This is a genomic window from Microbacterium sp. CBA3102, from assembly GCF_007954505.1.
Lineage (GTDB): Bacteria > Actinomycetota > Actinomycetes > Actinomycetales > Microbacteriaceae > Microbacterium > Microbacterium aurugineum.
Genome location: NZ_CP042412.1, coordinates 2,765,939 through 2,791,601, shown reverse-complemented (window position 1 = coordinate 2,791,601; position 25,663 = coordinate 2,765,939). Strand labels below are relative to the sequence as shown.

Here is a 25,663-nt window from a genome sequence, read left to right as displayed (position 1 = left end):
GATGTCCCCGAATCCCTTTACGATCGCCACTGACGAGAGGCCCACCCGATGAGCAGCATTGATATCTCCCAGTACGTCTTCATGGCCGCGGTGATCGTGTCCCTGATCCCTGCGTTCTGCGCGATCCTGGGCGGCTGGATGCAGTCCTCCTCCGCCACGCTGCAGCCCCGCGGATCGATCGCCATGCTCATCACGATCATCGCGTTGGGTGTCACGCTCCTCGTCTCCGCGATCGGACGAGCCATCGAAGGCAGCTACCTCATCGCGGGCGCGCTCGGCCTCGGCGTCGTCCTGATGGTCCTCGCCGGAGCGATGTCACGCACCAACCTGCAGATCGTGAACCACCGCGTCGCAACCGGTGAATCCCTCGAGCTCACAACAGAGCAGCGCCGCCGCTACCGGCTGCTGGGATGGGCCATGACGGCCCTGTGCGTCGTCATCATCGCCCTCATCATCGGGACCCTGCCTTTGATCACGGCGCTGTTCGCTCACGCCGGTATAGAGATGAACCTGCTCCGGGTGAATCAGGCGGAACGTGACGCACTAACGCAGTTCGCCGAACTCTATCGAGAGACCCGTGCGCTGATGGCGTCCGGGCGTCTGGTCAACGCGGACGTGTTCGACCCAGCAGTCCGACTGTTCGGTGTGGTGAGTCCAGATCGGAGCCGTGCGCTTTTCGCTGTAGTCCAGATCGGCATGACCGCCGGACGCCCCGCGCGAGTCCAGATCCCCGGGCTCGATGAGAGCGCTGGGTATGACGTCCGTGTGCGCTCGGAGCTCGGGGTGCCGGATCGGGGCACGAGCACCGGGCCGGCCTGGTTCGACGCAGCGTTGAACGCACCGCTCCGCTTGGGGGGTTCCGTGCTCGCGCGCTCGGGACTCTCGCTTCCCCCACTGCGCCCCGAGACTGCCGCCCTGATCGAGCTGACCCGCGTGAGCGAGGAGACATCCGATGACCACTGACCTTCGTATCGGCATCGTCGGCTTCGGGCATCGAGCTCAGCTGACTGACCAGGTGCAACGTCCGGGCCGGGGCTCGTTTGTCTCGGCAGTGCTTGATACAGCCGAGCGCGGCCGAGCAGACGCTCGCGAGAGGCTGCCGAATGCCTTCGTGACCGACACGCTTGACGACTTCATCAGCGCCGGTGTGGACGCCGCGCTGGTGCTCACTCCCGATGATCAACACACCGATGTGACCGTGGCACTGCTGGAGGCGGGCGTTCCCGTGTTCTGCGAGAAGCCGTTGGCGACGAAAATCGCGGACGCGGATACCATCCTCGAAGCAGCGCACCGCACCGGAACCCGTTTGTACGTCGGCCACAACATGAGGCACATGCCGGTGATCGTGCTCATGCGACAGCTGATCCTCGACGGGCGTATCGGGGAGGTCAAGGCGATCTGGTGCCGCCATTTCGTAGGTCACGGCGGCGACTACTACTTCAAGGACTGGCACGCCGACCGCCGACGCACCACGGGCCTGCTCTTACAGAAGGGCGCGCATGACATCGACGTCCTGCACTGGCTAGGCGGCGCTCGCACGATGAGCGTGAATGCGATGGGGACGCTGGCCGTGTACGGCGACATCACAGGTCGCAGTGACCATGCCGGTGAGCGAATGCAGGACTGGTTCTGCCTCAACAACTGGCCGCCGACCGCGCAGACCGGCATGGCGCCGATCCTCGACGTTGAAGACCTCTCGCAGGTGAATATGACGTTGTCCAACGGCGTCCTCGCCTCCTACCAGCAGTGTCACTTCACGCCCGACTACTGGCGCAACTACACGGTTATCGGCACCGAGGGCCGGCTGGAGAACTTCGGAGACGAGATCGACGCAGAGGTACGCATCTGGCGTCGACGCACACACGGCGCAGGAGAGCCCGACGAGGTACACCGTGTAACCGAGCTCGCCGAGGGAGCGAGCGCGATCCACGGAGGAGCCGACGATCTCCTGATCGCTGAGTTCTTGCGATTCGTGCGGCACGGTGGTCGTACCGACACGTCTCCCGTCGCCGCAAGAGACGCGGTGGCGACGGGGATCGCGGCGACCGAGTCGATTCGATCAGGTGGTCACGTGCAGAACGTGCCGGCCCTCTCACCGGAGCTGGTCGCGTACTTCGAGGGCGGACAGAGTCGATCTACATCGGACCCGGGCATAGCCTCATGACGCAGCACGCAGCCTTACTCGATCTTGAAGCCGTCGAACGCGACGAGCCTGTGTCATGGGAGCTCGTCGACAAGCTCGGAGCGCTGATTCGCCGCACTGAAGGGGTGCCCCACCCCATCGATCCCGGGGCGTCGGGCGCCGCCGTGGCGCGTGCCCTGATCGAGCTCGTACCCGTCGCACTTGAGCGCCACCGCGAAGCCGATGTCCCCGCCGGCGTGACACGCGAGACGCTGATCGACGTCGGACGAAAGCACCGACTGTACGGCGCCGCGTCGGTTGTGCCATGGATGCTCGAGCTGATGCGAGCGGACGTGCTCAGCGCCGGGCGGCTTCAGGTCTCCATGCGCGAGAGCGAACACGGTCATCACCTGCACGTCCCTGAACTCGGACCACTGCTGCCAGCTGATGTCGATGCCGCATTGGCCCGCGCCTCTGAGCTGACCGGGAGCGCGCGGTACGCGTGTACGAGCTGGCTTCTCGACCCCCGACTGTCATCGGCGCTTGCCGGGTCGAACATCGCGGCATTCGCTGAGCGTTTCGACATCGTCTCGGGCGATGAGGAGACGCTGCTGGCCAGCGAGGAGGCCGCGAGGTTCGTTTTTCGTCGCCCGCTCGTCGAGGTCCTCGACCCCGCGTTGCCGACCAAGTCGCGGCTTGAGCGAGTGGTCGCCTCAGCGCTGCGCCGCGGTCGGAATTGGACGATGCCAACGGGAGTGCTGAAGGCCCGACACTCTCACTGACTCCACGGGGCGTCGACCGTGTGAAGACTGCCGCCCTCGGCAGACGTCTCCTTGCTCGGGACGGTGGGTTCAACCGACTCACTCGTCGGCCTTGACCTTGTTGCCCCACAAGGGGCGGATACCACTTCGAACTCGCTGGTGCCTTGGCTGGTAGTGAATCGGCCTGACTTTCGTTCCTATCGGGAGCCTTGTCCGACAGGTGCCGGATTGGCTGATTCCTGGTCAGCGTAATACGCCTGTTCGACCTCGGCGGGTGTTCGCATGTCGAGCTCGCCGTGGAGGCGGGAGTTGTTCCACCACCACACCCATTCGAGGGTCGCGAGCTCGACCTGCTCGACGGTGCGCCAGGGCCCGCGCTGGCGGATCAGTTCGGTCTTGTAGAGGTTGTTCACGGCCTCGGCCATCGCGTTATCAAAGCTGTCGCCGACGGTCCCGGTTGAGGGGACAGCGCCGAGTTCGACGATCCTCTCGGTGTAGACCATCGCGGTGTAGTTCGACCCGTGGTCCGCGTGATGGATGAGTCCGTCGAGGCGCCCACCGGCGTTCCAGGCGGCCATGTCCAGGGCCTGCATCGGCAGGATCTCGGAGCGCAGCGTCGCCGCAACGTTCCAGCCGACGATGCGGCGGGAGTAGACATCGGTGACGAATGCGACGTAGGCGAACCCGGACCAGGTGGCGACGTAGGTGACGTCGCAGACCCAGAGCCGTCGCGGCGCTGGTGCGGTGAAGCGACGGTTCACGAGATCACTCGGCAGCACTGTGGTCGTGTCGGAGCGGGTCGTGAACACGCGCTTCGACTTGCGGACACCGCGAACCCCCGGCGAGGGGCATGAGGCGTTCGGTCTGGTCGCGACCGATGTCCCAGCCTTGCCGTCGCATGAGGGCGTGCATCTTCCGGCGCCCGTAGACGCCGTAGTTCTCCGCATGCAGCCGGGCGATCTCGGGCACGAGCAGATCATCCTGCAGCTGCCGCGCGGACGGCGCGCGGCCCACCGCGGCGCGATAGCCGCGTGAGGTGAAGAATCCTCTCACCGCCGGTCGCAGGACCTGGCAGATGAGCTCGACCCCGAAACGATCCCGGTGTTCGTTGACGAACCGGATCATCTCGTCGAGGGGGTGGTCGAGCTCCTTCGCGAAAAAGATGCTCGCAGCCCTGAGGATCTCGTTCGCCTTCCGCAACTCCGAGACCTCCTTCTGCAGCCGCTTGATCTCCGCCGCCGCATCCGTCGTCAGCCCGGGCTTCACGCCCGGGTCGACCTCGAAGCGGCGCTGCCAGAGGCGCAGTGTCTCCGGGCTCATCCCGAGCAGCCCGGCGACGTGACGGACCGCGCTCATCATGTTCGGGTGCGACGGTCGCGTCTCCGCGAGCATCCGCAACGCCCGCTCACGCATCTCCGGCGAATACTTCCTGTTCATCGTGTTCCATCCTTGCTTGAAGAACGGAACGAAAGTCAGGCCGATTTACACCCAGTCCGCTGTCCGATGGGAGACTCTAGAGTTGTGAATGATCTGGCAGTTGTGCTGCGCACCTGGCGTGACAGGGTGCGACCCGCGGACGTGGGGCTTTCGGCAGGAGCCGATAGGCGGAGTCCTGGCCTTCGACGGGAGGAGCTTGCAGCGCTGTCCGGTATCTCCGTCGACTATCTGGTCCGCCTGGAGCAGGGTCGGGCCCGCAACCCCTCGCCGCAAGTGCTGGCATCACTCGCGCGGGCGTTGCGGGTCAATAGCTCCGAACGAGACATCCTGTTTCGAGCCGCGGGGATCGCTCCTCCGACGGCGGGCATCATCTCGACGCACGTGAGCCCGGGCGTGCACCGCATCCTGGACCGACTGGAAAACACTCCCGTCGCCGTGTACACAGCGTCGTGGGACTTCGTGCAGTCCAACACCACGTGGGACGCGCTCTTCGCCGGAGAGGTCGCGCGGGAGGGGCGAGAAGCCAATCTCGTATGGCGGGCCTTCACATCAAACAACATTCCCGTGATCTGGGCAGATGGCGAGGCGACGGCGTTCCAGCGAGACTTGGTGGCCGACCTGCACACGGTTGCAAGCGCCTACCCTCGCGATCCTGGCCTGGCGTCGCTCATCGCGGACCTCCGTCGTCAGAGCACATCCTTCGACACCATGTGGCGGGAGTGGGACGTGACACGACAACCCGCTCGACCAAAGCGCGTGCGATCAGCGACCGTCGGAGCGGTAACGCTCGATTGCGACATTCTGACCACGCACGACCTCGATCTTCGACTCGTCGTCTATACGGCCGCACCGGGCTCTGCGGATGCGGAGAAACTCGACCTCCTCCGCGTGGTCGGCGTCCAGGGATCGTAGGAAGGCGAGGATGCGGGTTCTGGACCGAGTTCGGGGTCGCGGGGGCGCGGTTGAGGTCCGGACCTGTCTGTCCGGGTGTTCCACTGGTAGCCCTGGTTGCGCCGGCGACGGCTGGATGGTCAGGTTGTCGCGATCGGTGGCGGTGAGCCGCCGACGTGCTCGAACAACGCGGTCCACGCCGTTTCCCATGGCCACTGATCGGGCAGGTGCAGGGTGATACGCCGCGCCGAGGACGCGATCCTGGCCGGGACGGTGACGAGTTTCCGGCGGATCGTTGCGGTGGTGGCTTTGGACAGGCCGGCCCCGGCGATGGTCGCGGCGGCACGGGTGAGGTTGAACGCGATCACCGCGAGGACGAGCCAGGCGGCGTTCGCGTTGAACACTCCGGAAGGCAGGTGGGCCAGGGCGCTGTTCTTCAAGTCGGCGTTGACCTGCTCGATGATCGCGTGACCGCGGTGGGTCTTGTCCGCGGCCACGGTGGCAAGGGTGCTGGTGGTGAAGAACGCGTGGAACCGGTGCGTGTCGAACAGGGTCGGCTGGGCCAGGTCCTTCTGGTTCAGTTCCGGGATGCGGCGCACGACCAGACGTCCGGCGATGTGCTCGGCTTTCTTCCGGGAGGTGAACGCGGTGAACGGGACCTCGGCGACCTCCGCGACGGAGATCCACCGCTTGGTGTCCTCGTCATAGATCGCGTCGGTGTACTCGATCGCCTCCCACGCGTCGTCCGGGATGGCGGTGATCGCGCGTTTGACCGCGGGGTCCATCCGGGCGGTGACAGACACGGCAGCACCGGCGCGGGTCGCCGCATCGATCGTGGCGTGCCCATAGAACGCGGAGTCCGCGCGGACCAGCACCGCCGCGCCGTGCGTGCCGGTGAGACGGCAGAGGGTGGCGAGGCTGTCACGGACCAGCCGGGCGGCGCCGCGTGGCGAGCCTGTCCCGCCGCGGCGCGACCGTTGCGCGAGGATCACCGGCGCCGACGTGGTCGTGGCCGCCGTCGCGAGGAGCGCGTTCAGGCCGCGAACACCGGAGTACCCGAACCCGGCGCCCTGCTTCTGATGCCCGTGGACCTCGATGATCGTGTCGTCAATATCGACGAACACGTACCCGTCGCCGGCCCCGCTGCCGAGCACGGGTGCCGCTTCGGAGAGGCCGGCCAGGAACCGGGACGCGACCGCGTCGAGCTGGCGGACATGCCCGAACGTGAAGGCCCGCAGGAACGAACCCAGCGTCGAGGGGGCGTACAACTTCGTGAACAGGTTGCGCATCCCGCCGTGACGCAGCAGTGCCATGTCATCGATCGAGTCCGCCCCGGCGACCATGCCGCCCACGAGCGAGGCGACTTTCTGGCCGGCGTTGGCGCCCTTGTCCGTCGGGACGCTGAGCCACCGATCGGCGAGCCGGCGAAGGCCCGCTTTCTCGGCGAGTTTCATGATCGGGACCAGGCCCGCGGCCGACACGAGATTCGGGTCATCGAATGAGACAGACACGGCGGCCGGAGCATGTTTGAATTGCATCTACGAGATGCCTTTCGAATCTGTGGGAATTGGACTCTAGACAAGATCAATTTTCCCTGATCCGATAGGCATTCTCGGCTTAACGCGCCGCGCCCTCCTCAATCCCAATCGGTGGATCGAGGTTTATCGTGCCCGAGAGCAGCGCGTCACCGGACTGGTATGTGACGGGGAGCGGTTCGCCGGTGACCGAGGATTCGTCGATGACTGCTCGCGCCGAGATGAGGGTGCCATCTACGGGTAGCACTTCGGTGGATCGCACCAGGAGTTCGTCCGCGATCACCACATCTGCGATGGGAATGCGTTCCACCTCACCGGTATGCGGGTCCACACGCTGCGCGTAGACCGGTGCCTGATTCAGCAAGGTGTCGAGTTCGCGGCTCGCCCGGCGCGCAGCGAGTGCTTCGAGCGCCTCGCCGCCGGTCAGCATCAGCGCGATGATGAGACCCGCCACATACTCACCAACCGCAAGGGTCGCGATCATCGCGATCACTGCGAGAATGTCGAGCTCCCAGTGCCCGCTCATCAGATCGCGCACCATACCAACGGCAGTGACGAAGATCACAACCTCGATGACAATGTATGCGACCACCGCGAGGGGCAGAGCCTGCCTGAGAGCCCACAGGGTTACACCGGTAGCTAGGCCGATCACGACGAAGATCATGAGCGGCCTGCTACGCAGAAACTGCAGCACCTCACGCATGGGTCGCCGCTTCGTGCCGCGCTCAAACTGAGGAACTGCCATTACCCTACGAATCCTTCTTCTTCACAAATTTGTTGAGAGCGCGCTCAATGCGTCGACGTCGGTGATCGTGACCTTGCCCCGGGGTGCTTGTGCGATCACGCCCGAGTCGCTGAGATGGCGCAGCTGCCGACTCAACGATTCCGGGGTCGTGTCCAGCAATGAGGCAATATCCTTCTTCGCCAATGGCAGCACGACCTCCGGGTGAATCCCTGATCCATGTCGCGTGGGCAAAGCCAGCAGATAGCTTGCGAGTCTGGAGGTGACATCTCCCGAGATGACAGAGGCCAATCGCGCTTCGGTCTCTCCCAGACGCCGGCTGACACTCTCCAGCATTCGCAACCCGATACTCGGGTGCTTCTCCACGAGGCGACCGAGATCAGCATGGTGGAACACGCACAATTGTGCTGGTTCGAGTGCGGTCGCTTCATGGTCAGGGCGGACACCGCTGAGAAACGCTGACTCTCCGATGAAATCCCCGGCGCCGAGCACCCGCATGATCTGCTCATGCCCGTCGGGGCTCGTTCGCGAGATTTTGACTCGGCCGGTATGCACCACCATCAGTTGCGAAATGTTCGAGCCTGCCGAGTACACTCGTTCAGTGCGATCGAGCAGTGTTGGACGTGCCACGCGTGCGACCTCGAGCTGCTGTTCGTGCGTGAGCCCGAGAAAGAGCGGAACCCGTGCCACGCAGAGTTCTTCGGAGCGAGCTGTGTCCACGGTTGGTAACGGCATAAACATAGGCCTCCTCTCCCTCACTAGTATGGCAACACGCGATATTCCGTGAGCCGTATGAGTTACGGCAGAGTGAACCACAGCTAGCGAATACTCTGAATGCTACGCGTTCGGGCGCATATGTTGGAGTGGCCTCAGATTCGTGCGGCCCTTCCCGTGTTCCTCATTCGGATGTCGTTCGCTCACTTCGCGTGCGGAGGGGTATCTTCACCTGCGGCCTCGGCGGCGTCTGCCAGTTCCTTGGTGGTGTACTCTGCATCGACCGCGTGCTCGGGTGGTGAATACACCGTGTAGAGCACCAACGGTTCGTCACCGGTGTTGCGGAAGTTGTGGCGTGTGCCTGCGGGAACGGCACACAGATCGCCGGCATCGACCGCGTGGGTGTGACCGTCGAGGTCGGCTTCTCCGGTACCGGAAACGAAGCTCAGCAGCTGGTCGGTGGTCTCGTGCACCTCGTCACCGATTTCTCCTCCCACCGGAACCGTCATTGCCACGAGCTGGGAGTGCTTTCCGGTCCAGAGCACCTTTCGGAAGCTCGCGTTCTCCTTCGCAATGTCCGCGATGATGAAGTGCTCGATGTTCCTACCTATATTGGTGTGCTTGTCGGTCATGTTGTCCTCATATTCTCTCTGAGAGTTTGTTCTGTTAGCGCTCGGCAGCTGCCTGTTAAGCCGTGCGGCTGGGTGTGCGTTCGGATTTCGGCATGGGTGTGGCACCTTGTGTGTTGCGCAGCAGTCGCATCGCATTGAGAATCACCACAAGTACTGACCCTTCGTGTACGAGCATCCCGATTGCCATGGTCACGCCTCCGGTGAAAACGCCGACCAGGAGGAGGATCACGGTGGTCAGTGCGATGATGATGTTCTGTCGCATCACGCTCACGGTGCGTTTAGCGAGTCGGATCGCCTCGGGCAGTTTCAGGAGGTTGTCTCCCATGAGGGCGATGTCTGCCGTTTCGACCGCCACGGCAGACCCGGCAGCCCCCATTGCTACCCCGATGTCTGCTGTTGCCAGCGCAGGAGCATCATTCACTCCGTCGCCGACCATCGCGACGGTGTGGCCCTCGCGTTGCATCTGGGCGACGGCCTCCAGTTTATCTTCGGGTAGCAGCGACGCATGGATCTCATCAATCCCAACAGCCCGCCCAATGGCCTCTGCCACGAGCCGAGTGTCACCGGTGAGCATCACGACCTTCTTTACCCCGGCCGCGTGCAAGCGTCGGATCATTTCGGGCGCATCCTCCCGGACGGTATCGGCAACACCGATCACACCGATCACTGCGTCGCCCACGGCGACGATCATCGGGGTCTTGCCGGCAGCGGCCAACTCATCAGCGACCGCCGCTGAACCCGCGTCGTCCGTGATGCCGTATTGCGTGAGTAGCGGCGCGTTTCCGATGAGCACCCGTTTGCCGTCGATGTCGACCACAATCCCCTTGCCGATCACCGGGGTGACGGTTCCTGGGATCCCGTCGGGTGCAACGCCTTCATCTCGTGCGGTGTCAAGGATCGGGCGGGCCAGCGGGTGCTCGGATCCAGCTTCTGCAGCGGCAGCCCAGCGCAGCACATCGCTCCGCTTCCGAGCCGGATCGAGCACGACGATATCCGTCAATTCCGGCCTGCCCTCGGTGAGGGTGCCGGTCTTATCGACCGCGACGGCCGAGATCTTCGCCGACGTCTCTAGGTACTCGCCACCCTTGATGAGGATGCCATTGCGGGCGGAGCGGCCGATTCCAGCCACGATCGCCACCGGAATCGAAATCACCAACGCGCCGGGGCAACCGATGACGAGCAGAGTCAGCGCAAGCACGACGTCGCCAGAAATGAGACCGGCAACCAAAGCAAGCACCATCACCGCGGGCGTGTACCACTTCGAGAAGCGGTCGATGAATGCCTGGGTTTTGGCCTTCGCATCCTGCGCCTCTTCGACCCGGTGGATGATGCGCGCGAGAGTCGTGTCTGCGCCGATCCCTGTTGCCAACACCTGAAGGAATCCGCTTCGCGAGATCGTGCCGGCAAACACATGATCTGATTTGGTTTTCTCTACCGGGATGGATTCGCCGGTGATCGAGGCCTCGTCGATTGCGCCGGCGCCCGATACCACCTGCCCATCGACGGGAACTTTCGCGCCGTTTTTGACCAGTACGATCTCGCCCATGCGCACCTGACTTGCGGGGATCTCGACCTGGTCACCGTCGCGAAGCACAACCGCGGTGTCGGGTGCTACCGCCACGAGAGCGGCAAGTGCCGCACGTGTCCTGTTCATCGTGCCTGCTTCGAGTGCGTGACCGATAGCGAACAAGAAGGTGACCGCGGCCGCCTCCCAGAAGTTCCCGATGATGGTCGCACCAATGGCCGCGATCGATACGAGCAGATCGATGCTGATGAACTTCACCATCAGGGCACGGAACGCTTTCACCACGATGCCGTAGCCGGCGACGATCGCCGCCGCTAGCATGAACGCATTGGCGAGCGTGAAGACATGCCCTGATCCGTGGGCGTGTTCGCCTGCGTCGATCCACCATTGCGGGCCGACGGTGATATTCCACGCCCCGCTGCATAGTTCTTCGACGCCGAATGAAGCAAGGATCAGGATGCCAGAAACAACTGGAATGAACCAGTTGCCTCGTCTCCATTTTCGGAAAGCTGTCACGCTGCCGCCGTCTTTCAAATTAGAAGGTGAGTGTCAGAATGCTGAGGCCTTGGATTTATATCCGGCCTTGTCAACGGCGGCAATCAGGTCATCGACCGACGTCGTGGCTTCGTCGTGGTCAACCTCGACGCGTCCGGACGCAAAATGGACCTTCACACTCTCGACACCGTCGAGGCGTCCGACCTGTTTCTCGATCTTGCTGACACACGAGGGGCAGGAAAATCCCTCAGCACGCAGGAGAGTGTGGGTGGTATCAGTGGTGTTGCTCATCGGGAGCCCTTTCTCGTTGCCCTACATGTGGGTGTGACCGGGATATTTTCCTGATCTATGCATTTCAGGATATGGGCGAGCTCGGGTCTTGGCCTTGATGCAGATCAAGTCACGGGTTTCTGCGCGAGCGTAATGGCGTGAGGCCGTCGCGGATCCGCGTACTGTGTCACAATTTTGAAACCTGCAGCGGTGCCGACCCCAGCCATAGCGTGTGTGGGCCACTGGTACGCGAGCGCGACGCGGTGCTGAAAAACCTCGAGTGTCTCACCTGAAAAGTACGACATCAGGAGTGTTCCGCCTGGTGCAAGAGCCTGATTCAAGACCTCGAGTGCTGCTGCCAACTCGTATGGAGTCATGTGAATCAGCGAATACCATGCCAAAATACCGGACCACTGTTCGTCCCCATCAGCGAGGTCTGCGATTGCCTGTTGCCGAAACGGAACTGACGGGTGTGCCACTCGTGCGATGTTGAGGAGTTCTGGCACCGGCTCAAGGCCCTGAACGTCAAACCCGAGACGTGCGAGATGTCCGCTCCATCGGCCTGTACCTGACCCGACATCGAGAATGCTGCCCGCGACCGACGCGGCCCAGGAATCAATAATTGTTCGATCCGGGTCCGCGTGGCCGATGTCGGTGCCGAGCACGGCAACGATGTCTGACGCGAGTGCGCCATACGCGTGCGACACCTCACTATCTGCCATACCGCCATCCTATTCGTGTGTGCATACGAGCGACTTGACGCAGGTCAAGGTGCCCGCCGCATAGGCCGCCTACAGTGACGGCATCGGCATCGGCATCGGCTTCCGCGAAGAGCGAAGCGAAAGGAATGCGAGAAGAATATGACCACACAGCACCTCGACCAGGCCACCCAGTTAGCCCCCGTTATTGGGCTCTTCGGACATCCGGTGGGGGTACGGCTCGCCGGGTGATGGTCGGCGGGTAGGGGTTGAGGTCCTCGAGGATCAGTAGCGCCAACTGCTGTTCCATCACGAGGACCTCAACGTGTTTCACCATAGTTCGGGGTGCGCTGACGCGCGCTGTGCCACCTGCCCGTGTTCCCGCTGCGACCTTCTACTCGGCCTGGACGGTGTCCACGTTGAGCACGTCGACCGCCTGGACGATCTGCTGATCGTCACCGTCTCGACACCGGCGGCACCGACCGGGTGCTCGTCGTGCGGGGTCGTCGCGACCGCGCGTGGACGTCGCTACCGTGTGCTTCACGACGTGCCCGGCGTGACGCGGGTGCGGATCGTGTGGCGGCAACGGGTCTGGCGATGCGGCGACGTGGACTGCGCGAAGAAGACGTTCGTGGAGCAGCTGCCGTCCCTTGTCGCCCAGCGTGGGTCGCTCACCCGGCGTGCGGTCGTCTGGGCGGTCGGGCAGCTGCGTCGAGAGCACGCCACGATCGAAGAACTACGTCGTCAACTCGGGACATCGTGGAAGACGGTGTGGCGGGCTGTCGAGCCCGAGCTGGTCAAGCTGGCTGAGGACGAGTCACGCTTCGAGAATGTCGCCACGCTCGGTGTCGATGAGCACATCTGGCATCACGTCGACCCCCGCAAGCGGGGATCGAAGGAGCTGACCGGGATGGTCGACCTCAGCCGCGACAGCACCGGAAAGACACGGGCCAGGCTGCTGGACCTCGTGCCCGGCAGATCGGGGAAGGCCTACGCGTCCTGGCTCGCCGACCGTGGCGACACCTTCCGCAAGAACGTGAAGGTCGCAGCGCTCGATCCGTTCGCCGGCTACAAGACCGCAATTGAAGACAAGCTCGAGGGACGCCACCGCGGTCTTAGATGCCTTCCACGTCGTCAAGCTGGGTACCGCCGCCGTCGATGAGGTCCGCCGACGTGTTCAGCAAGACACCCTCGGGCATCGCGGACGAAAGGGCGACCCGCTCTACGGGATCCAGACCATCCTCCGCGCCGGAGCCGAGAACCTCACCGACAAGCAGCGCGCCCGCCTGGTCGCCGCGATCGAGGCCGATGAAGCGCACGATGAGGTGTTCGTTGCATGGCAGTGCGCCCAGCAGCTGCGCTCCGCCTACCACGCGAAGGACCTCACCGAAGGGCGACGGATCGCCGAGAAGGTCGTCGAGTCGTTCCATACCTGTCCGATCCCCGAGATCGCCCGGCTGGGCCGCGCGCTGCGCCGCTGGCGCTCAGCGTTCCTGGCCTACTTCACCACCAGCCGGGCGAACAACGGCGGCACCGAAGCAGTGAACGGCATCATCGAACTCCACCGCCGCCTCGCCAGAGGGTTCTGCAACCGCGACAACTACAGGCTCCGCATGCTCCTCGCCGCCGGCGGCCTCACCCCATGACCCCACCGAATGTCCGAAGAGCCGCTTTAACGTGCAAAGTTCCTATAGGAACTTCCAGTTCAGCTAGCCGCAAGCGAACCGGCGGCGACGAGGGTAACGCGTACCTGTTTGCGGTCTACTCCGAGTGTGCGGGCGATCGCGCGCATCGAGACGCCACCACCGTGCAGCTTCACGGCCTCTGCTGCTTCCTCGGTAGTGAGTCCGTGCTGGCGGCGCACAACGTTGCTCCGGGTGAGATGCTTCGAGACAGTTGCGCGGTGCACACCATACTTCTGAGCCAGGTATCCGACGCTGAGACCAGCGAGGTAATCGTCCACAAGTCGATCTACTTCTGCGGGGGTGAGAAAGGTTTGAGGTTTCCCAATCCTCCTGACGCAATGGCCTCGCGTGTCCAGAATTGGGGTGCCATCGGCCCGCTGCGATACCCGGTATGTCCCTCGTTTCCAGCGAGAAATCAACGATTTCAGCCTCGGGGTGGGTTTTGAGAACTGTCTACGCAGGGACCCTCAGGAAGAAGGCCCGGGTCGAATGATCCGGGCCTTCTTCGTCCCCTCGTGAACAAGCCGGGCACGTCACCCCGAAGCTCTAGACTGACCTCGTGTCACTCGCGGTCTGGTTCTCGTTGCTGACCGCGTCCGTCGTGATCAGCCTCACGCCCGGTGCGGGCGCCATCAACACCATGTCCAACGCCATGAGCCAAGGGTGGCGGCGCTCGATCTGGGGCATCATCGGCCAGCAGATCGCTCTGGTCGTCCACGTGGCGATCGTCGCTGCCGGCGTCGGTCTCCTCGTCTCACGCTCGGAACTCCTTTTCAACGCCATCCGCTATGCCGGAGCCGCCTACCTCGTCTTTCTCGGGGTACGGCTCCTGCTCGCCCGGCCCGCTGCGGTCAACGTCGATGTCGACGCCCCGGCCCCGATCGACCTCCGTGAGAGCCACTGGTCGATGATCCGACGGGGGTTCTGGGTGAACCTCTTGAATCCCAAGGCGATCGTCTTCTTCCTGGCGTTCATCCCCCAGTTCGTGCGGCTCGATGAACCGCCACTCCCCCAGTACCTCACCTTGATCGCCACCGTGGTCGTGGTCGACGTGATCGTCATGTGGGGGTTCTTCGCTGCTGCCGCGCGGCCCTTCCGACGTCTGACGGCGTCCGCGCGTGGACAACGTGTACTCAACGTGGTCTTCGGAACGCTGTTCATCGCCGTCGCCGGTGTCCTCGTCGTCGTGCACTGAGCGGGCGCCGGGCGGCTACCGCCTCTAGGCTGGATGCGATGGAAATGAACGCCGACGCCTTCGAAGAGCTCGTGATCGACGAGCTCGACCGGCTCCCCGATGACATGGTCGAGGGGCTGGAGAACATCGTGTTCGTTGTCGAAGATCGCCCGGAGGACGGCAGCCTCGATCTTCTCGGTCTCTACGACGGTCTGGCCCTCACCGAGCGCACCCAGTACGGCATGGGCGAGCTCCCCGACCGCATCGTGGTCTACCGTGACCCGCACCTGGCACAGTGCGATTCCGAAGACGAACTCCGCGATGAGATCCACACCACACTGGTGCACGAGATCGCCCACTTCTACGGCATCGACGACGAGCAGCTGCATGAGATGGGATGGGCATGACGACACCGGCTGCGCTTCCCGAGCTCGACGAGACCACCGATCTTCGGGCCGCTCCCCTCGAGCCGTGGCAGGTCGTCGTCTGGAACGACCCGGTGAATCTCATGAGCTACGTGGTGCGCGTGTTCCGGACGTACTTCGGCTACTCGGTCGACCATGCCACCGCACTCATGCTCGCCGTCCACCACGAAGGCCATGCGGTGGTCGCGACCGGCCCCAGAGAGACGATGGAGGTCCATGCCCAGGCGATGCACGACTTCGGGCTCTGGGCGACAGTACGGAAGGCGGCATCGTGACCGCTGAGCGCATCCTTCAGGAGATGACGTTGATCGAGGCGTTCCACCTCGCGCGACTGGTGGACGACTTCGTGGAACTCGTCACCGATTCCCGGGACATCGCTGACCCCGCCGTCGATCGGCTGACTCCGACCCCGTATCCGGAGGACTCGGACGCGGCGGCGGAGTTCAGCGTCGCGACGAGAGACGATCTTCTCGACCGTCGCCTCGCCGACGCCCGCATCGTACGGTCGGCTCTCGGCACACTGCCCCCGGACTCCGACGCGCTCACGGAGGACACGGCTCTCACGACGCGAGAGGTGTTCGTGTCCATCGAGAGCGTCGACGCCTGGCTGCGCACGCTCACTGCCATCCGTCTCGTCATCGCCACCCGATTGGGCATCACCTCCGACGAGGACCCCGGCGGGGACGATCGCCACGGCATCTACGACTGGCTGGGTTATCGCCTGGATCTGCTGATCCACGCTGCGGATGAAGCGGAAGGACTTCCGATCGACTGACCGCTAGGGGATCTCGACGATACGCGTCGCGAGCGCGCGTGGGTCGTCTCGGTCGATGTGGCGTCGCTCCTGGGCCGCCCATCGGTCCCAATGTGGGCGATAGGTGTCACCATCACGGGCGAGCGCGCGCCTCTTCCGGGATTCTTCCGTCGATTCAACCCAGATCCGGACGTCGGCGAGGCCTGCGGTCGACGGCCGCAGGATCCCGCTGCCCTCGACGATCACGCCGAGAGCAGGGTCGACGGCGTGGCTCTCGGCCTCGGTCTCCGCTTCCCAATCCCAGCGCCGCCAGGTCCCCAAGTACCCCCGCCCGTGCGGGCGCAGAATCCACTCGAGAGCGCGTTCCGCGCCCTGATCGAGCCCGTCCCAGCCCGGGTAGATCGAGTCGAGCGCGACGAGCTGCACGTGGCCGAGCACAGGCCAGCGCCGCACGAGCCGCGCAGCGAGGGAAGACTTGCCGGCACCGCTGCCGCCGTCGATGAGGACGACCGGGTTGGCCGCAGCCAGTGATCGGATGTCCTGCGCGATCAGGGTCGCCGCATGCTCGAGTGCTGCCGCGACCGGGTCGTCACTTCTTGAGGGCACGGATGATACGTGCGAACGCTCGTCCGGCGACCCAGACGAACGGCACGGCCACAACGAGCAGAGTGACGATGTTGGGCTCGAAGCGCAGGCCCTCTTCACGCCGCACGTAGACACCGACCGGAACGGAAACGCCTCCGCCTCCACCGCCTTCGGCGCCGTCCCCACTCCCCCCGCCGAATCCCGAATAGGTGAACGCGACCGGCGTGATGCTCACCCCATCCACGTCCTGCGGCTCTCCATACGCGCTCTTCACGCCGAAGGACGCAGCTTGCTTTCCGAGTTCCAGTGCAATGTTCGGCATAAGCCCACGGTAGTCGAGGAACGCCGAGCGTGTGGGATCAATCCACGCCGTGCGCCTTGGGATGTTGGGCCGCGCCTCGCCCTTCACCGCGTCCGATGTGCCGCGCGCGGCTGATCGTCGTCGAGCCGAAACGAGCCATGGCTTCATCGACCGCGCCTTCGACCTTGCGCCAGTCCTCGTCGTCGTCCCAGAGTGCCATTCCCGCGCCACCGGCAGGTCGCAGATTCTCTGCCCGAACCCCCACGAGACGGACGGGGTCGCGTCGGTCGATCTGCTCGAAGAGCGTCTGTGCCGCCTCGCCGATCCGCTGTCCGACTGCCGTGGGCTCCGTCAGAGTATGGGATCTGTTCACGGTGCGGAAGTCGTCGAATCGGATCTTGATCGCGACGGTCGACGCCTCCCAGCCGGCGCGTCGAAGCCGGACCGCGACCCGGTCGGCCAGACGCAGCAGTTCGGCACGGAGGAAAGGCCGGTCCAGGATGTCCGTGTCGAAGGTCTCCTCATGGCCGATGCTCTTCTCCACTCGCTCCGTATCGACGGCTCGAGGGTCTTCTCCGCGGGCGAGTTGTCTGAGGCGGGCCCCGAGCGCGGCTCCGACGGCACGATCGATCATCTCCGTCGGCGCGTCGCGGACGTCCTGCACGGTGCGGATACCGCGTGCTTCGAGCGCCTCCGCAGCTTTCGGTCCCACTCCCCACATCGCACGTACGGGCCGAGGCGCGAGGAAGTCGAGCGTGTCGTCGCCGGCGACGATGAGCATCCCGTCGGGCTTGGCGATCGTCGAAGCCATCTTGGCGACATGCTTGGTCGCCGCGACGCCCACGCTGCACGTGATGCCGACCTCGTCGCGCACACGTTCTCGAATCAGCTCGGCGATGCGCCCCGGGCTCCCCCACAGACGCCGCACGCCCTGCACATCGAGGAAGGCCTCGTCCACGGAAAGCGGCTCGACGAGCGGCGTGAACGACTCGAAGATCGCCATGACCTGTCGGGATACCTCTTGGTAGCGCGCGAAGTGCGGCGGGACGATGCGCGCGGACGGACACAGACGCAGCGCCTGCGACACCGGCATCGCGGCGCGTACGCCGTATCGCCGGGCCTCATACGAGGCGCTCGACACGACGGAACGACCATCCGGTGCACCGATGATCAGCGGCAGACCCCGGAGCGTGGGGTCATCCAGCACCTCGACGGCCGCATAGAACGCATCCATGTCGACGTGCAGGATACGCGTGCCGGTATCCTCCGCACCCGCGTCGGAGACGATCCGCCCTCTGCCGTCACCGTGTCCCATGCGAGGATTCTCCCCCGAGCCTCAGACATGAGGCCCGGGGGCGCGCGCTACTGCGCCGCGCGCTCGAGGATGAGCTCACGGACGCGCGCGGCATCCGCCTGGCCCTTCATCGCCTTCATGACCGCTCCGATGACCGCTCCGGCCGCCTGCACCTTGCCGTCCTTGATCTTCGCCATCACGTCAGGCTGTGCCGCCAGAGCTTCGTCGATCGCCGCGATCAGCGCGCCGTCATCAGACACAACCGCGAGCCCGCGGGCATCCACGACCTCCTGCGGAGTGCCCTCACCGGCGATGACGCCTTCGAGTACCTGGCGGGCGAGCTTGTCGGTGAGCGTACCCGCGTCGACGAGCCGCTGAAGAGCAGCGACGTTCTCCGGGCTGATCAGCGCGGTGGCGTCCTGGTCCTGGGTGTTGGCGATGCGAGTGATCTCACCGGTCCACCACTTGCGTGCGGTGGCGGGTGTCGCCCCCGCGGTGATCGTCGCCTCGACGACCTCGAGCAGGCCGCCGTTGCGGACGTCCTGGAACTCCAGATCGGTGAATCCCCATTCCGTCATCAGACGACGGCGGCGAGCCACCGGCTGCTCGGGAAGAGCCGCACGCAGCTCCTCGATCAGCTCGGCGGCCGGTTCCACGGGCAGCAGGTCAGGCTCCGGGAAGTACCGGTAATCATCGGCGTCCGACTTCGGGCGCCCCGGAGAGGTGGTCCCGGTGTCCTCGTGCCAGTGACGCGTCTCCTGGGTGATCGTGCCGCCGTCGGCGAGGATCTGCGCCTGGCGCTGGATCTCGTACCGCACGGCCCGCTCCACGGAGCGCATCGAGTTGACGTTCTTCGTCTCGGTGCGAGTGCCGAGCTCGTCGGTGCCACGTCGACGCAATGAGACGTTCGCGTCGCAACGCAGGTTGCCCCGCTCCAGTCGCGCTTCGGAGATGCCGAGGCCACGCACGATGTCGCGGATCGCCTGCACGTAGGCCTTGGCGACCTCCGGTGCACGGTGCTCGGTGTCGTAGATGATGTTCGTCACGATCTCGACCAGCGGGACACCCGCCCGGTTGTAGTCGACCAGCGAGTACTCGGCCCCCTGGATGCGTCCGGTCGCCCCACCCATGTGAGTGAGCTTGCCGGCGTCCTCCTCCATGTGCGCGCGCTCGATCGGGATCGTGATGAGCGTGCCGTCCTCGAGCTCGACCTCGACCGACCCGTCATAGGCGATCGGCTCGTCGTACTGCGAGATCTGGTAGTTCTTGCCGAGATCCGGGTAGAAGTAGTTCTTGCGGGCGAACCGGCTCGACTCCGCGATCGAGCAGCCGAGGGCGAGACCCAGGCTGATCGAGGAACGGATCGCCGTCTCGTTCACGACCGGCAGCGAGCCGGGGAGACCGAGATCCACGGGAGCGATGAGAGTGTTCGGTTCCGCGGCGTGGTAGGCCTCGTTGGCCGGGTTGGGCGCGTCGGAGAACATCTTCGTGTTCGTGTTGAGTTCGACGTGCACCTCGAAACCGAGGACCGGCTCGAACAGCTCGAGCGCCTTGTCGAAGTCCATGAGCTTGGCGGCGGCCATCAGCGGGTCCCTCCTGCGAGCTGGGGTGCGCGAGTGAGCAACGGAGCGCCCCACGAATCGACGAGCAACGTCTCCAACGCGGCGCCGACGCGATACAGGCGCGCGTCCTCACGCGCAGGAGCGATGAACTGGATGCCGACGGGCAGCCCGTCCTCGTCGGCGAGACCGCTCGGGATCGAGATGCCGGGGACGCCGGCGAGGTTGACCGGAATCGTGGTGATGTCGTTGAGGTACATCTGCAGCGGATCGTCGACCTTCTCGCCGATCTTGAACGCCGTGGTCGGAGCCGAGGGCGTCGCGATCACGTCCACCTCCGCAAAGGCGTTCGCGAAGTCCTGCTGGATGAGCGTGCGGACCTTCTGCGCACTCCCGTAGTAGGCGTCGTAGTATCCGGCGGAGAGCGCGTACGTGCCGAGGATGATGCGGCGCTTCACCTCGTCGCCGAAACCGGCATCGCGCGTCGCGGACATCACATCCTCGACCGTGGGCGTGCCGTCGGGAGTCACGCGCAGGCCGAAGCGCACGGAGTCGAACTTCGCCAGGTTGCTCGATGCCTCCGCCGGCAGGATGAGGTAATAAGCGGCCACGCCGTACTCGAAGTGCGGAGCACCGATCTCGACGATCTCCGCTCCCTGAGCCTCCATCATCGCGAGTGCGCTGCGGAACGACGCTGCCACACCGGGCTGGAATCCACTGTCGGGCAGTTCACGGATGACGCCGACCTTGAGTCCCTTGAGGACGTCCCCTCGCGCGCCTTCGCGCGCCGCCTCGGCGAACGACGGCCATTCGTCACGCAGGGAGGTGGAATCCTTCGGGTCGTGCCCGGCGATCACATCGTGCAGCAGCCCCGAGTCGAGGACCGTTCTCGAGACCGGACCGACCTGGTCGAGGCTGGATGCGAGAGCGATCGCGCCGTAGCGGCTCACGCCGCCGTAGGTCGGCTTGACGCCCACGGTGCCGGTGACGTGCGCGGGCTGCCGGATCGAGCCACCGGTGTCCGAGCCCAGGGCCAGCGGTGCTTCGAAAGCCGCCACCGCCGCGGCCGAGCCGCCGCCCGAGCCGCCCGGGATGCGGTCGAGGTCCCACGGATTGCGAGTGGGGCCGTATGCCGAGTGCTCGGTGGACGATCCCATCGCGAACTCGTCCATGTTGGTCTTGCCCAGCGGCACCAGTCCCGCCGCCCGCGAACGGGCGACGACGGTCGCGTCGTACGGCGAGCGGTATCCCTCGAGGATGCGCGAACCACTGGTGGTGGGCTGATCGGTCGTGACCAGTACATCCTTGATGGCCAGCGGCACACCGGCCAGCGGGCCGAGCTTCTCACCCGCGGCACGACGGGCATCGATCGCCGCCGCGGCCTCGAGGGCACCCTCGTTGACATGCAGGAACGCGTGGACGTCGCCGTCGACCGCGGTGATGCGATCGAGATGGGCCTGCGTCGCTTCGACGCTCGACACCTCGCCCGCGACCAGCTTCGCGGCGAGATCGGCCGCGTTCAGTCCGATGATGTCGCTCACTGCTCTTCTCCCAGGATCGCGGTGACGCGGAAACGGCCGTCGGCAGCGTCCGGCGCATTCTGCAGTACCTGCTCGTGCGTGAGCGTCTGTCCGACGACGTCGGGACGGAACACGTTGCTCAGCGGGATCGGGTGGCTCGTCGCGACGATGTCAGCGGTGGCGACCTCCGACACCTTGGCGATGTTGTCGACGATGGCGTCGAGCTGGCCCGTGAGCCGCGTCACCTCGTCGTCGTTCAGCTGGATGCGCGCGAGCACGCCGAGATGGCGTACAAGATCAGGGGTGATTTCAGACACCCCTTCAGTCTAGTTGGCGCGTTCCCCGGTCCTCCGTCCCGACGAGCGACTCGACATATGCTGGGCGGGTGAGCACGTTCCAGCCCCCTCGCCCGTGGATCGCCAGCTACGCCGCAGGCGTCCCGGAAGACCTGCCTCCCGTCGACGGATCTCTCGTGGACATCGTCACCGCGTCGGCCCGCGACTACCCGGACGCGCCCGCCCTCCAGTTCTTCGGGCGGGAAACGACATATGCGCAGCTGCAGACCGCGATCGACCGCGCAGCGACGGGACTGCGCGACCTGGGCGTCCGCGCCGGCGACCCGGTCGCGATCGTGCTGCCCAACTGCCCGCAGCACATCATCGCGTTCTACGCCGTCCTCCGTCTCGGTGCTGTGGTCGTCGAACACAACCCCCTCTACACGCCACGAGAGTTGCGCAAGCAGTTCGAGGACCACGGTGCGAAGCACGCGATCGTGTGGAACAAGGTCGTCTCCACCGTGCAGGAGTTCCCCGCGGATCTTGCCGTGACGAACCTCATCGCCGTTGACGTGACGAGGGCCATGCCGTTCCTCACCCGTGTCGCTCTGCGACTTCCCGTGGCGAAGGCCCGCGAATCCCGTGCAGCGTTGACCGAGAAGGTCCGCGGGGCGGTCGCCTGGGAGACGTTGCTCGCGGCGGCTCCGATCCCGGAATCGCATCCGAGACCGGGAACCGACGACCTCGCGATCATCCAGTACACGTCCGGAACCACCGGAACGCCGAAGGGCGCAGCCCTCACCCATCGCAACCTGCTCGCGAACGCCGCCCAGGCGCAAGCCTGGGTACCGTCGATCGAACGGGGGAACGGCTGCGTCGTCTACGCCGTGCTGCCGATGTTCCACGCCTACGGCCTCACCCTGTGTCTCACGTTCGCGATGTCGATGGGTGCACGACTCGTTCTCTTCCCGAAGTTCGATCCCGACCTCGTCCTCGACGTCGTCAAGAAGCACCCCGCGACCTTCCTGCCGCTCGTGCCGCCGATCGCCGACCGTTTTCTCGCTGCGGCAAAGGCGAAGGACGTGTCGCTCGACGGCATAGAGGTCGCGATCTCCGGCGCGATGGCACTGCCGCATGAGCTGGTGGTCCCCTTCGAAGAGGCGACCCACGGCTACCTCGTCGAGGGCTACGGGCTCAGCGAGTGCTCGCCCGTCCTCATGGCGAACCCGGTCGCCGACAACCGTGTGCCCGGCACCGTCGGGCTCCCCCTTCCGGGGACGGAGTGTCGCGTCGTCGACCCGGAGAACCCCCGCCGCGACGTCGAGGCCGGGGCGGCCGGCGAACTCGTCGTGCGCGGGCCGCAGGTCTTCTCGGGCTACTACGGCAAGCCCGAGGAGACCGAAGCCGTCTTCGTCGACGGCTGGTACCGCACGGGCGACATCGTCACGATCGACGACGCCGGCTTCGTACGGATCGTCGATCGGATCAAGGAACTCATCATCACGGGTGGCTTCAACGTCGCTCCCACCGAGGTCGAGAACGTCCTGCGCCAGCACCCGAAGGTCGCCGATGCAGCGGTCGTCGGTCTGCCCAGCGAGCATTCGGGCGAAGAGGTCGTCGCTGCGATCGTCGTGGACCCCGGAACCGATATCGATGTCGAAGAGATCCGTGACTTCGCGCGCAGCATCTTGACCCCGTACAAGGTGCCCCGTCGCGTCTTCGTGGTCGACGAACTGCCCAAGTCCCTGATCGGAAAGGTGCTACGACGCCAGGTGAAGGAGCGGCTGATCTCACTGACCACCGGCGTCTGAGGCCGCCCTCACAGGCGCCGAGCATCGCGGCGCGCTACCCTTGGGAAGTGACCCCTGAAGATGCAGTGCTGACCGACGCCCCCGAGGACTCCCCCGCGACCCCCGGATTCGAGGAGCTCGGCATCACCGGGCCCGTCCTCAAAGCCATCAAAGATCTCGGCTATGAGACCCCGTCGCCCATCCAGGCGGCCACCATTCCCACGCTCCTGGCCGGACGCGATGTCGTCGGGATGGCGCAGACCGGAACCGGAAAGACCGCGGCCTTCGCGCTTCCCGTCCTCGAGCGCCTCGACGTCTCGCAGAAGACCCCGCAAGCACTCGTGCTCGCGCCCACCCGCGAACTCGCGCTCCAGGTCTGCGAGGCCTTCGAGTCCTACGCCTCCAAGATGAAGGGCGTCCACGTCCTCCCCGTCTACGGCGGACAGGGCTACGGTGTTCAGCTGTCGGCGCTGCGTCGCGGCGTCCACGTCATCGTCGGCACGCCCGGCCGCATCATGGACCACCTCGCGAAGGGTACTCTCGACCTGTCCCAGCTCCAGTACCTCGTGCTCGACGAAGCCGACGAGATGCTGAAGATGGGCTTCGCCGAAGACGTGGAGCAGATCCTCGCGCAGACTCCCGAAGAGAAGCAGGTCGCCCTGTTCTCGGCGACGATGCCCCCGCAGATCCGCCGCCTCGCGCAGAAGTATCTGCGTGAGCCGGAAGAGATCAGCATCAAGTCCAAGACCGCCACCGGCACCAACATCACCCAGCGTTACCTCGTGGTGTCTTATGCGCAGAAGGTCGACGCTCTCACCCGGATCCTCGAAGTCGAGAACTTCGACGGGATGATCGTCTTCGTCCGCACCAAGAACGAGACCGAGACGCTCGCCGAGAAGCTACGCGCTCGCGGCTACTCCGCGGCAGCGATCAACGGCGATGTCCCCCAGGTGCAGCGTGAGCGCAGCGTGAACCAGCTCAAGGACGGCAAGCTCGACATCCTCGTCGCCACCGACGTGGCTGCGCGCGGGCTCGACGTCGAGCGCATCAGCCATGTCGTGAACTTCGACATCCCCACCGACACCGAGTCGTACGTGCACCGCATCGGTCGCACGGGTCGGGCGGGACGCTCGGGCGACGCCATCAGCTTCATCACACCGCGTGAGCGCTACCTGCTCAAGCACATCGAGAAGGCGACCCGTCAGCAGCCGACCCAGATGCAGCTGCCGAGCACGGAGGACGTGAACACCACGCGTCTGAACCGCTTCGACGACGCGATCACCACCGCGCTCTCGGAGACCGGACGTATCGAGGCGTTCCGCGACATCGTCGCCCACTACGTCCGCCACCACGATGTGCCGGAGGGAGACGTGGCCGCCGCCCTGGCCGTCGTCGCTCAGGGCGACAAGCCACTGCTCCTGGACCCCGCGAACGATCCTCTCTCGAAGGCGGTCGAGGCCGACAACCGTCCGCCTCGGGAACGCAGCGCCCGCGACTCACGTGAGCCGCGCACCGAACGCCGCAGCCGCGGGGACTATGCGGCGTACCGCATCGAGGTCGGACGCCGTCACCGTGTCGAACCCCGCCAGATCGTCGGCGCCCTCGCGAACGAAGGCGGGCTGGGTCGAGATGATTTCGGAGCCATCAACATCCGCCCCGACTTCTCGATCGTCGAGCTGCCTTCCAATCTCGACCCCGCCGTCCTGGAGAAGCTCCGCGACACGCGTATCTCCGGTCGCCTGATCGAGATCAAGCCCGATCGTGGCCCCGGGGGCGCTCGGCGCACTGCTCCGCGCGACGGTGGCAAGTTCGAACGACGCGACCGCGACGACCGTCCGGCACGCGACAACCGCGACGAGAAGCCGTACCGCAAACCCCGTCACAAGAGCTGACGCGTCGTCGCCCGTTCGAGGACGCCGATCGCGGTGACGGCTTTCTCGTCGGAATGGATCTCGGCATAGGCGACGCGAGAGTGGTCATCGAGGACGGTATGGACGAACGCGGTGCCGAGGCGGGGTTCTGACCGACTGTTGCGCTGCCCCGTTCGGCGGGCGGTGGCCTGACGGTTCCAGTCGCCTTGCTGTTTGCCGACGAAGCGCCATCCGCCGCCGTCGGGGATGTTGCCGAACTTCGTGACATCAACGTGGATCAGCGACCCCGGACGGTCATGCTCTTAACGTCGCAAGGGTTCGCCCGTCACCCGGTCGATACGGGAGAGGCGATTCACGCGGCTCGACCGATCCTTCATCCCCGTCGCGCCCTCGGCGCGATACCGGTCTGCCCATTTGCGGGCGGTGACCGGCGACACCGTGAACAGCTTCGCGACGTGGCGGACGGGATGCTTGCCGTCGACGATCATGCGTGCGAGTCGAAGCCGAGTGCGTGGCGTAAGAACAGCGTTGACGTGGGACATGAGGAACAACTCCAAGAGACAGCGCGCGGTCGGCGATGCAGAATCACGTCCAACCCGCGCAGAGAC

At 65.1% G+C, this 25,663-nt stretch carries 24 protein-coding genes and 2 pseudogenes; 11 read left to right on the top strand and 15 right to left on the bottom strand.

What is annotated here, in order from left to right:
- Nucleotides 1-48 precede the first annotated feature (48 nt).
- From FGL91_RS13315 to FGL91_RS13305, 3 genes are read left to right on the top strand one after another with little or no spacing between them, the layout of a single operon-like run.
- Nucleotides 49-963, top strand: a complete 915-nt coding sequence (locus FGL91_RS13315) for a GH36 C-terminal domain-containing protein (protein WP_153244030.1) — start codon at nt 49-51, stop codon at nt 961-963.
- Nucleotides 953-2,164 carry a Gfo/Idh/MocA family protein gene (locus tag FGL91_RS13310; protein ID WP_153244029.1) on the top strand — a complete coding sequence of 404 codons (1,212 nt, stop codon included), beginning with the start codon at nt 953-955 and terminating at the stop codon, nt 2,162-2,164. The genes FGL91_RS13315 and FGL91_RS13310 overlap by 11 nt, the downstream gene beginning before the upstream one ends.
- Nucleotides 2,161-2,904, top strand: a complete 744-nt coding sequence (locus FGL91_RS13305; protein WP_153244028.1) for an acyltransferase domain-containing protein — start codon at nt 2,161-2,163, stop codon at nt 2,902-2,904. Before FGL91_RS13310 ends, FGL91_RS13305 begins: the two co-directional genes overlap by 4 nt.
- A 176-nt stretch (nt 2,905-3,080) precedes the next feature.
- On the opposite strand, the gene FGL91_RS13300 is transcribed toward FGL91_RS13305, so the two are convergent.
- Nucleotides 3,081-4,320, bottom strand: a protein-coding gene (locus tag FGL91_RS13300) for an IS3 family transposase (RefSeq protein ID WP_153244027.1) whose coding sequence is annotated in 2 segments (ribosomal slippage) — nt 3,081-3,722 and nt 3,724-4,320 — 1,239 coding nt in all. Because the reading frame shifts where the segments join, the coding sequence is not laid out codon by codon here.
- A gap of 84 nt (nt 4,321-4,404) precedes the next feature.
- Here FGL91_RS13300 and FGL91_RS13295 point away from each other — a divergent pair.
- Nucleotides 4,405-5,232, top strand: coding sequence for a helix-turn-helix domain-containing protein (locus FGL91_RS13295; RefSeq protein WP_153244026.1), 828 nt, complete (start codon nt 4,405-4,407; stop codon nt 5,230-5,232).
- A 119-nt stretch (nt 5,233-5,351) separates the two neighbouring features.
- Here FGL91_RS13295 and FGL91_RS13290 read toward each other — a convergent pair whose 3' ends face one another.
- The 7 genes from FGL91_RS13290 to FGL91_RS13260 all read right to left on the bottom strand — a co-directional run bounded on the left by FGL91_RS13290 (nt 5,352) and on the right by FGL91_RS13260 (nt 11,846).
- Nucleotides 5,352-6,749, bottom strand: coding sequence for an IS1380 family transposase (locus tag FGL91_RS13290; protein ID WP_153244025.1), 1,398 nt, complete (start codon nt 6,747-6,749; stop codon nt 5,352-5,354).
- 79 nt (nt 6,750-6,828) lie between these two features.
- Nucleotides 6,829-7,449 (bottom strand): hypothetical protein, encoded by a 621-nt coding sequence (locus tag FGL91_RS13285; RefSeq protein ID WP_153244024.1) that lies wholly within the window; start codon nt 7,447-7,449, stop codon nt 6,829-6,831.
- A gap of 63 nt (nt 7,450-7,512) precedes the next feature.
- Entirely contained in the window at nt 7,513-8,178 is a 666-nt protein-coding gene (locus FGL91_RS13280; RefSeq protein ID WP_227991621.1) for a Crp/Fnr family transcriptional regulator, read from the bottom strand.
- A gap of 227 nt (nt 8,179-8,405) precedes the next feature.
- Nucleotides 8,406-8,834: a cupin domain-containing protein gene (locus FGL91_RS13275; RefSeq protein ID WP_153244022.1), complete on the bottom strand. Its 429-nt coding sequence runs from the start codon at nt 8,832-8,834 to the stop codon at nt 8,406-8,408.
- Nucleotides 8,835-8,889: 55 nt separating this feature from the next.
- Nucleotides 8,890-10,875 (bottom strand): heavy metal translocating P-type ATPase, encoded by a 1,986-nt coding sequence (locus FGL91_RS13270; RefSeq protein WP_153244021.1) that lies wholly within the window; start codon nt 10,873-10,875, stop codon nt 8,890-8,892.
- A 33-nt stretch (nt 10,876-10,908) separates the two neighbouring features.
- On the bottom strand, nt 10,909-11,145 hold the full coding sequence (locus FGL91_RS13265) for a heavy-metal-associated domain-containing protein (protein WP_153244020.1): 237 nt from the start codon (nt 11,143-11,145) through the stop codon (nt 10,909-10,911).
- A gap of 104 nt (nt 11,146-11,249) precedes the next feature.
- Nucleotides 11,250-11,846, bottom strand: a complete 597-nt coding sequence (locus FGL91_RS13260) for a class I SAM-dependent methyltransferase (RefSeq protein ID WP_153244019.1) — start codon at nt 11,844-11,846, stop codon at nt 11,250-11,252.
- Between the two features lie 379 nt (nt 11,847-12,225).
- Here FGL91_RS13260 and FGL91_RS13255 point away from each other — a divergent pair.
- The 5 genes and pseudogenes from FGL91_RS13255 to FGL91_RS13230 all read left to right on the top strand — a co-directional run bounded on the left by FGL91_RS13255 (nt 12,226) and on the right by FGL91_RS13230 (nt 15,881).
- A pseudogene (locus tag FGL91_RS13255) lies at nt 12,226-13,468 on the top strand (ISL3 family transposase).
- 598 nt (nt 13,469-14,066) lie between these two features.
- On the top strand, nt 14,067-14,702 hold the full coding sequence (locus FGL91_RS13245; RefSeq protein WP_047523325.1) for a LysE family transporter: 636 nt from the start codon (nt 14,067-14,069) through the stop codon (nt 14,700-14,702).
- Between the two features lie 38 nt (nt 14,703-14,740).
- Nucleotides 14,741-15,088 carry a metallopeptidase family protein gene (locus tag FGL91_RS13240; RefSeq protein ID WP_047523326.1) on the top strand — a complete coding sequence of 116 codons (348 nt, stop codon included), beginning with the start codon at nt 14,741-14,743 and terminating at the stop codon, nt 15,086-15,088.
- Nucleotides 15,085-15,381 carry an ATP-dependent Clp protease adapter ClpS gene (gene clpS / locus FGL91_RS13235; RefSeq protein WP_194239217.1) on the top strand — a complete coding sequence of 99 codons (297 nt, stop codon included), beginning with the start codon at nt 15,085-15,087 and terminating at the stop codon, nt 15,379-15,381. Before FGL91_RS13240 ends, clpS begins: the two co-directional genes overlap by 4 nt.
- On the top strand, nt 15,378-15,881 hold the full coding sequence (locus FGL91_RS13230) for a DUF2017 family protein (RefSeq protein WP_131490974.1): 504 nt from the start codon (nt 15,378-15,380) through the stop codon (nt 15,879-15,881). Before clpS ends, FGL91_RS13230 begins: the two co-directional genes overlap by 4 nt.
- A 3-nt stretch (nt 15,882-15,884) precedes the next feature.
- Here the strand turns inward: FGL91_RS13230 and FGL91_RS13225 are convergent, their stop codons facing one another.
- The 6 genes from FGL91_RS13225 to gatC are packed head-to-tail and all read right to left on the bottom strand — an operon-like array spanning nt 15,885 to nt 21,436.
- A complete protein-coding gene (locus tag FGL91_RS13225) occupies nt 15,885-16,466 on the bottom strand; it encodes a hypothetical protein (protein ID WP_131490973.1) in 582 nt (193 codons plus the stop codon).
- Nucleotides 16,450-16,767 carry a hypothetical protein gene (locus FGL91_RS13220; RefSeq protein WP_047523330.1) on the bottom strand — a complete coding sequence of 106 codons (318 nt, stop codon included), beginning with the start codon at nt 16,765-16,767 and terminating at the stop codon, nt 16,450-16,452. Before FGL91_RS13220 ends, FGL91_RS13225 begins: the two co-directional genes overlap by 17 nt.
- A gap of 37 nt (nt 16,768-16,804) precedes the next feature.
- Complete coding sequence (dinB, locus tag FGL91_RS13215) at nt 16,805-18,061, bottom strand: DNA polymerase IV (RefSeq protein ID WP_153244018.1); 1,257 nt, start codon at nt 18,059-18,061, stop codon at nt 16,805-16,807.
- A gap of 47 nt (nt 18,062-18,108) precedes the next feature.
- Complete coding sequence (gene gatB, locus FGL91_RS13210) at nt 18,109-19,623, bottom strand: Asp-tRNA(Asn)/Glu-tRNA(Gln) amidotransferase subunit GatB (RefSeq protein ID WP_153244017.1); 1,515 nt, start codon at nt 19,621-19,623, stop codon at nt 18,109-18,111.
- Nucleotides 19,623-21,140, bottom strand: coding sequence for an Asp-tRNA(Asn)/Glu-tRNA(Gln) amidotransferase subunit GatA (gene gatA, locus FGL91_RS13205; RefSeq protein ID WP_153244016.1), 1,518 nt, complete (start codon nt 21,138-21,140; stop codon nt 19,623-19,625). The genes gatB and gatA overlap by 1 nt, the downstream gene beginning before the upstream one ends.
- Nucleotides 21,137-21,436, bottom strand: a complete 300-nt coding sequence (gene gatC, locus FGL91_RS13200) for an Asp-tRNA(Asn)/Glu-tRNA(Gln) amidotransferase subunit GatC (RefSeq protein ID WP_047523335.1) — start codon at nt 21,434-21,436, stop codon at nt 21,137-21,139. Before gatC ends, gatA begins: the two co-directional genes overlap by 4 nt.
- Before the next feature lie 68 nt (nt 21,437-21,504).
- Between gatC and FGL91_RS13195 the strand changes: the two genes are divergently transcribed.
- The gene (locus FGL91_RS13195) at nt 21,505-23,205 is read left to right on the top strand and encodes a long-chain-fatty-acid--CoA ligase (protein ID WP_153244015.1); all 1,701 of its coding nucleotides are present in this window, start codon (nt 21,505-21,507) and stop codon (nt 23,203-23,205) included.
- Between the two features lie 47 nt (nt 23,206-23,252).
- Nucleotides 23,253-25,076, top strand: coding sequence for a DEAD/DEAH box helicase (locus FGL91_RS13190; protein ID WP_372492636.1), 1,824 nt, complete (start codon nt 23,253-23,255; stop codon nt 25,074-25,076).
- Nucleotides 25,077-25,084: 8 nt separating this feature from the next.
- On the opposite strand, the pseudogene FGL91_RS13185 reads toward FGL91_RS13190, so the two are convergent.
- Nucleotides 25,085-25,597 (bottom strand): annotated as a pseudogene (locus FGL91_RS13185) (helix-turn-helix domain-containing protein); the annotation flags it as partial.
- Between the last annotated feature and the right edge of the window lie 66 nt (nt 25,598-25,663).

Excerpts from the sequence above, each read along its gene's own strand:
- FGL91_RS13315 (WP_153244030.1), top strand. The coding sequence starts at position 49 with ATGAGCAGCATTGATATCTCCCAGTACGTCTTCATGGCCGCGGTGATC.
- FGL91_RS13310 (WP_153244029.1), top strand. The coding sequence starts at position 953 with ATGACCACTGACCTTCGTATCGGCATCGTCGGCTTCGGGCATCGAGCT.
- FGL91_RS13305 (WP_153244028.1), top strand. The coding sequence starts at position 2,161 with ATGACGCAGCACGCAGCCTTACTCGATCTTGAAGCCGTCGAACGCGAC.
- FGL91_RS13290 (WP_153244025.1), bottom strand. The coding sequence starts at position 6,749 with ATGCAATTCAAACATGCTCCGGCCGCCGTGTCTGTCTCATTCGATGAC.
- FGL91_RS13285 (WP_153244024.1), bottom strand. The coding sequence starts at position 7,449 with ATGCGTGAGGTGCTGCAGTTTCTGCGTAGCAGGCCGCTCATGATCTTC.
- FGL91_RS13275 (WP_153244022.1), bottom strand. The coding sequence starts at position 8,834 with ATGACCGACAAGCACACCAATATAGGTAGGAACATCGAGCACTTCATC.
- FGL91_RS13265 (WP_153244020.1), bottom strand. The coding sequence starts at position 11,145 with ATGAGCAACACCACTGATACCACCCACACTCTCCTGCGTGCTGAGGGA.
- FGL91_RS13260 (WP_153244019.1), bottom strand. The coding sequence starts at position 11,846 with ATGGCAGATAGTGAGGTGTCGCACGCGTATGGCGCACTCGCGTCAGAC.
- FGL91_RS13240 (WP_047523326.1), top strand. The coding sequence starts at position 14,741 with ATGGAAATGAACGCCGACGCCTTCGAAGAGCTCGTGATCGACGAGCTC.
- clpS (WP_194239217.1), top strand. The coding sequence starts at position 15,085 with ATGACGACACCGGCTGCGCTTCCCGAGCTCGACGAGACCACCGATCTT.
- FGL91_RS13220 (WP_047523330.1), bottom strand. The coding sequence starts at position 16,767 with ATGCCGAACATTGCACTGGAACTCGGAAAGCAAGCTGCGTCCTTCGGC.
- dinB (WP_153244018.1), bottom strand. The coding sequence starts at position 18,061 with ATGGGACACGGTGACGGCAGAGGGCGGATCGTCTCCGACGCGGGTGCG.
- gatB (WP_153244017.1), bottom strand. The coding sequence starts at position 19,623 with ATGGCCGCCGCCAAGCTCATGGACTTCGACAAGGCGCTCGAGCTGTTC.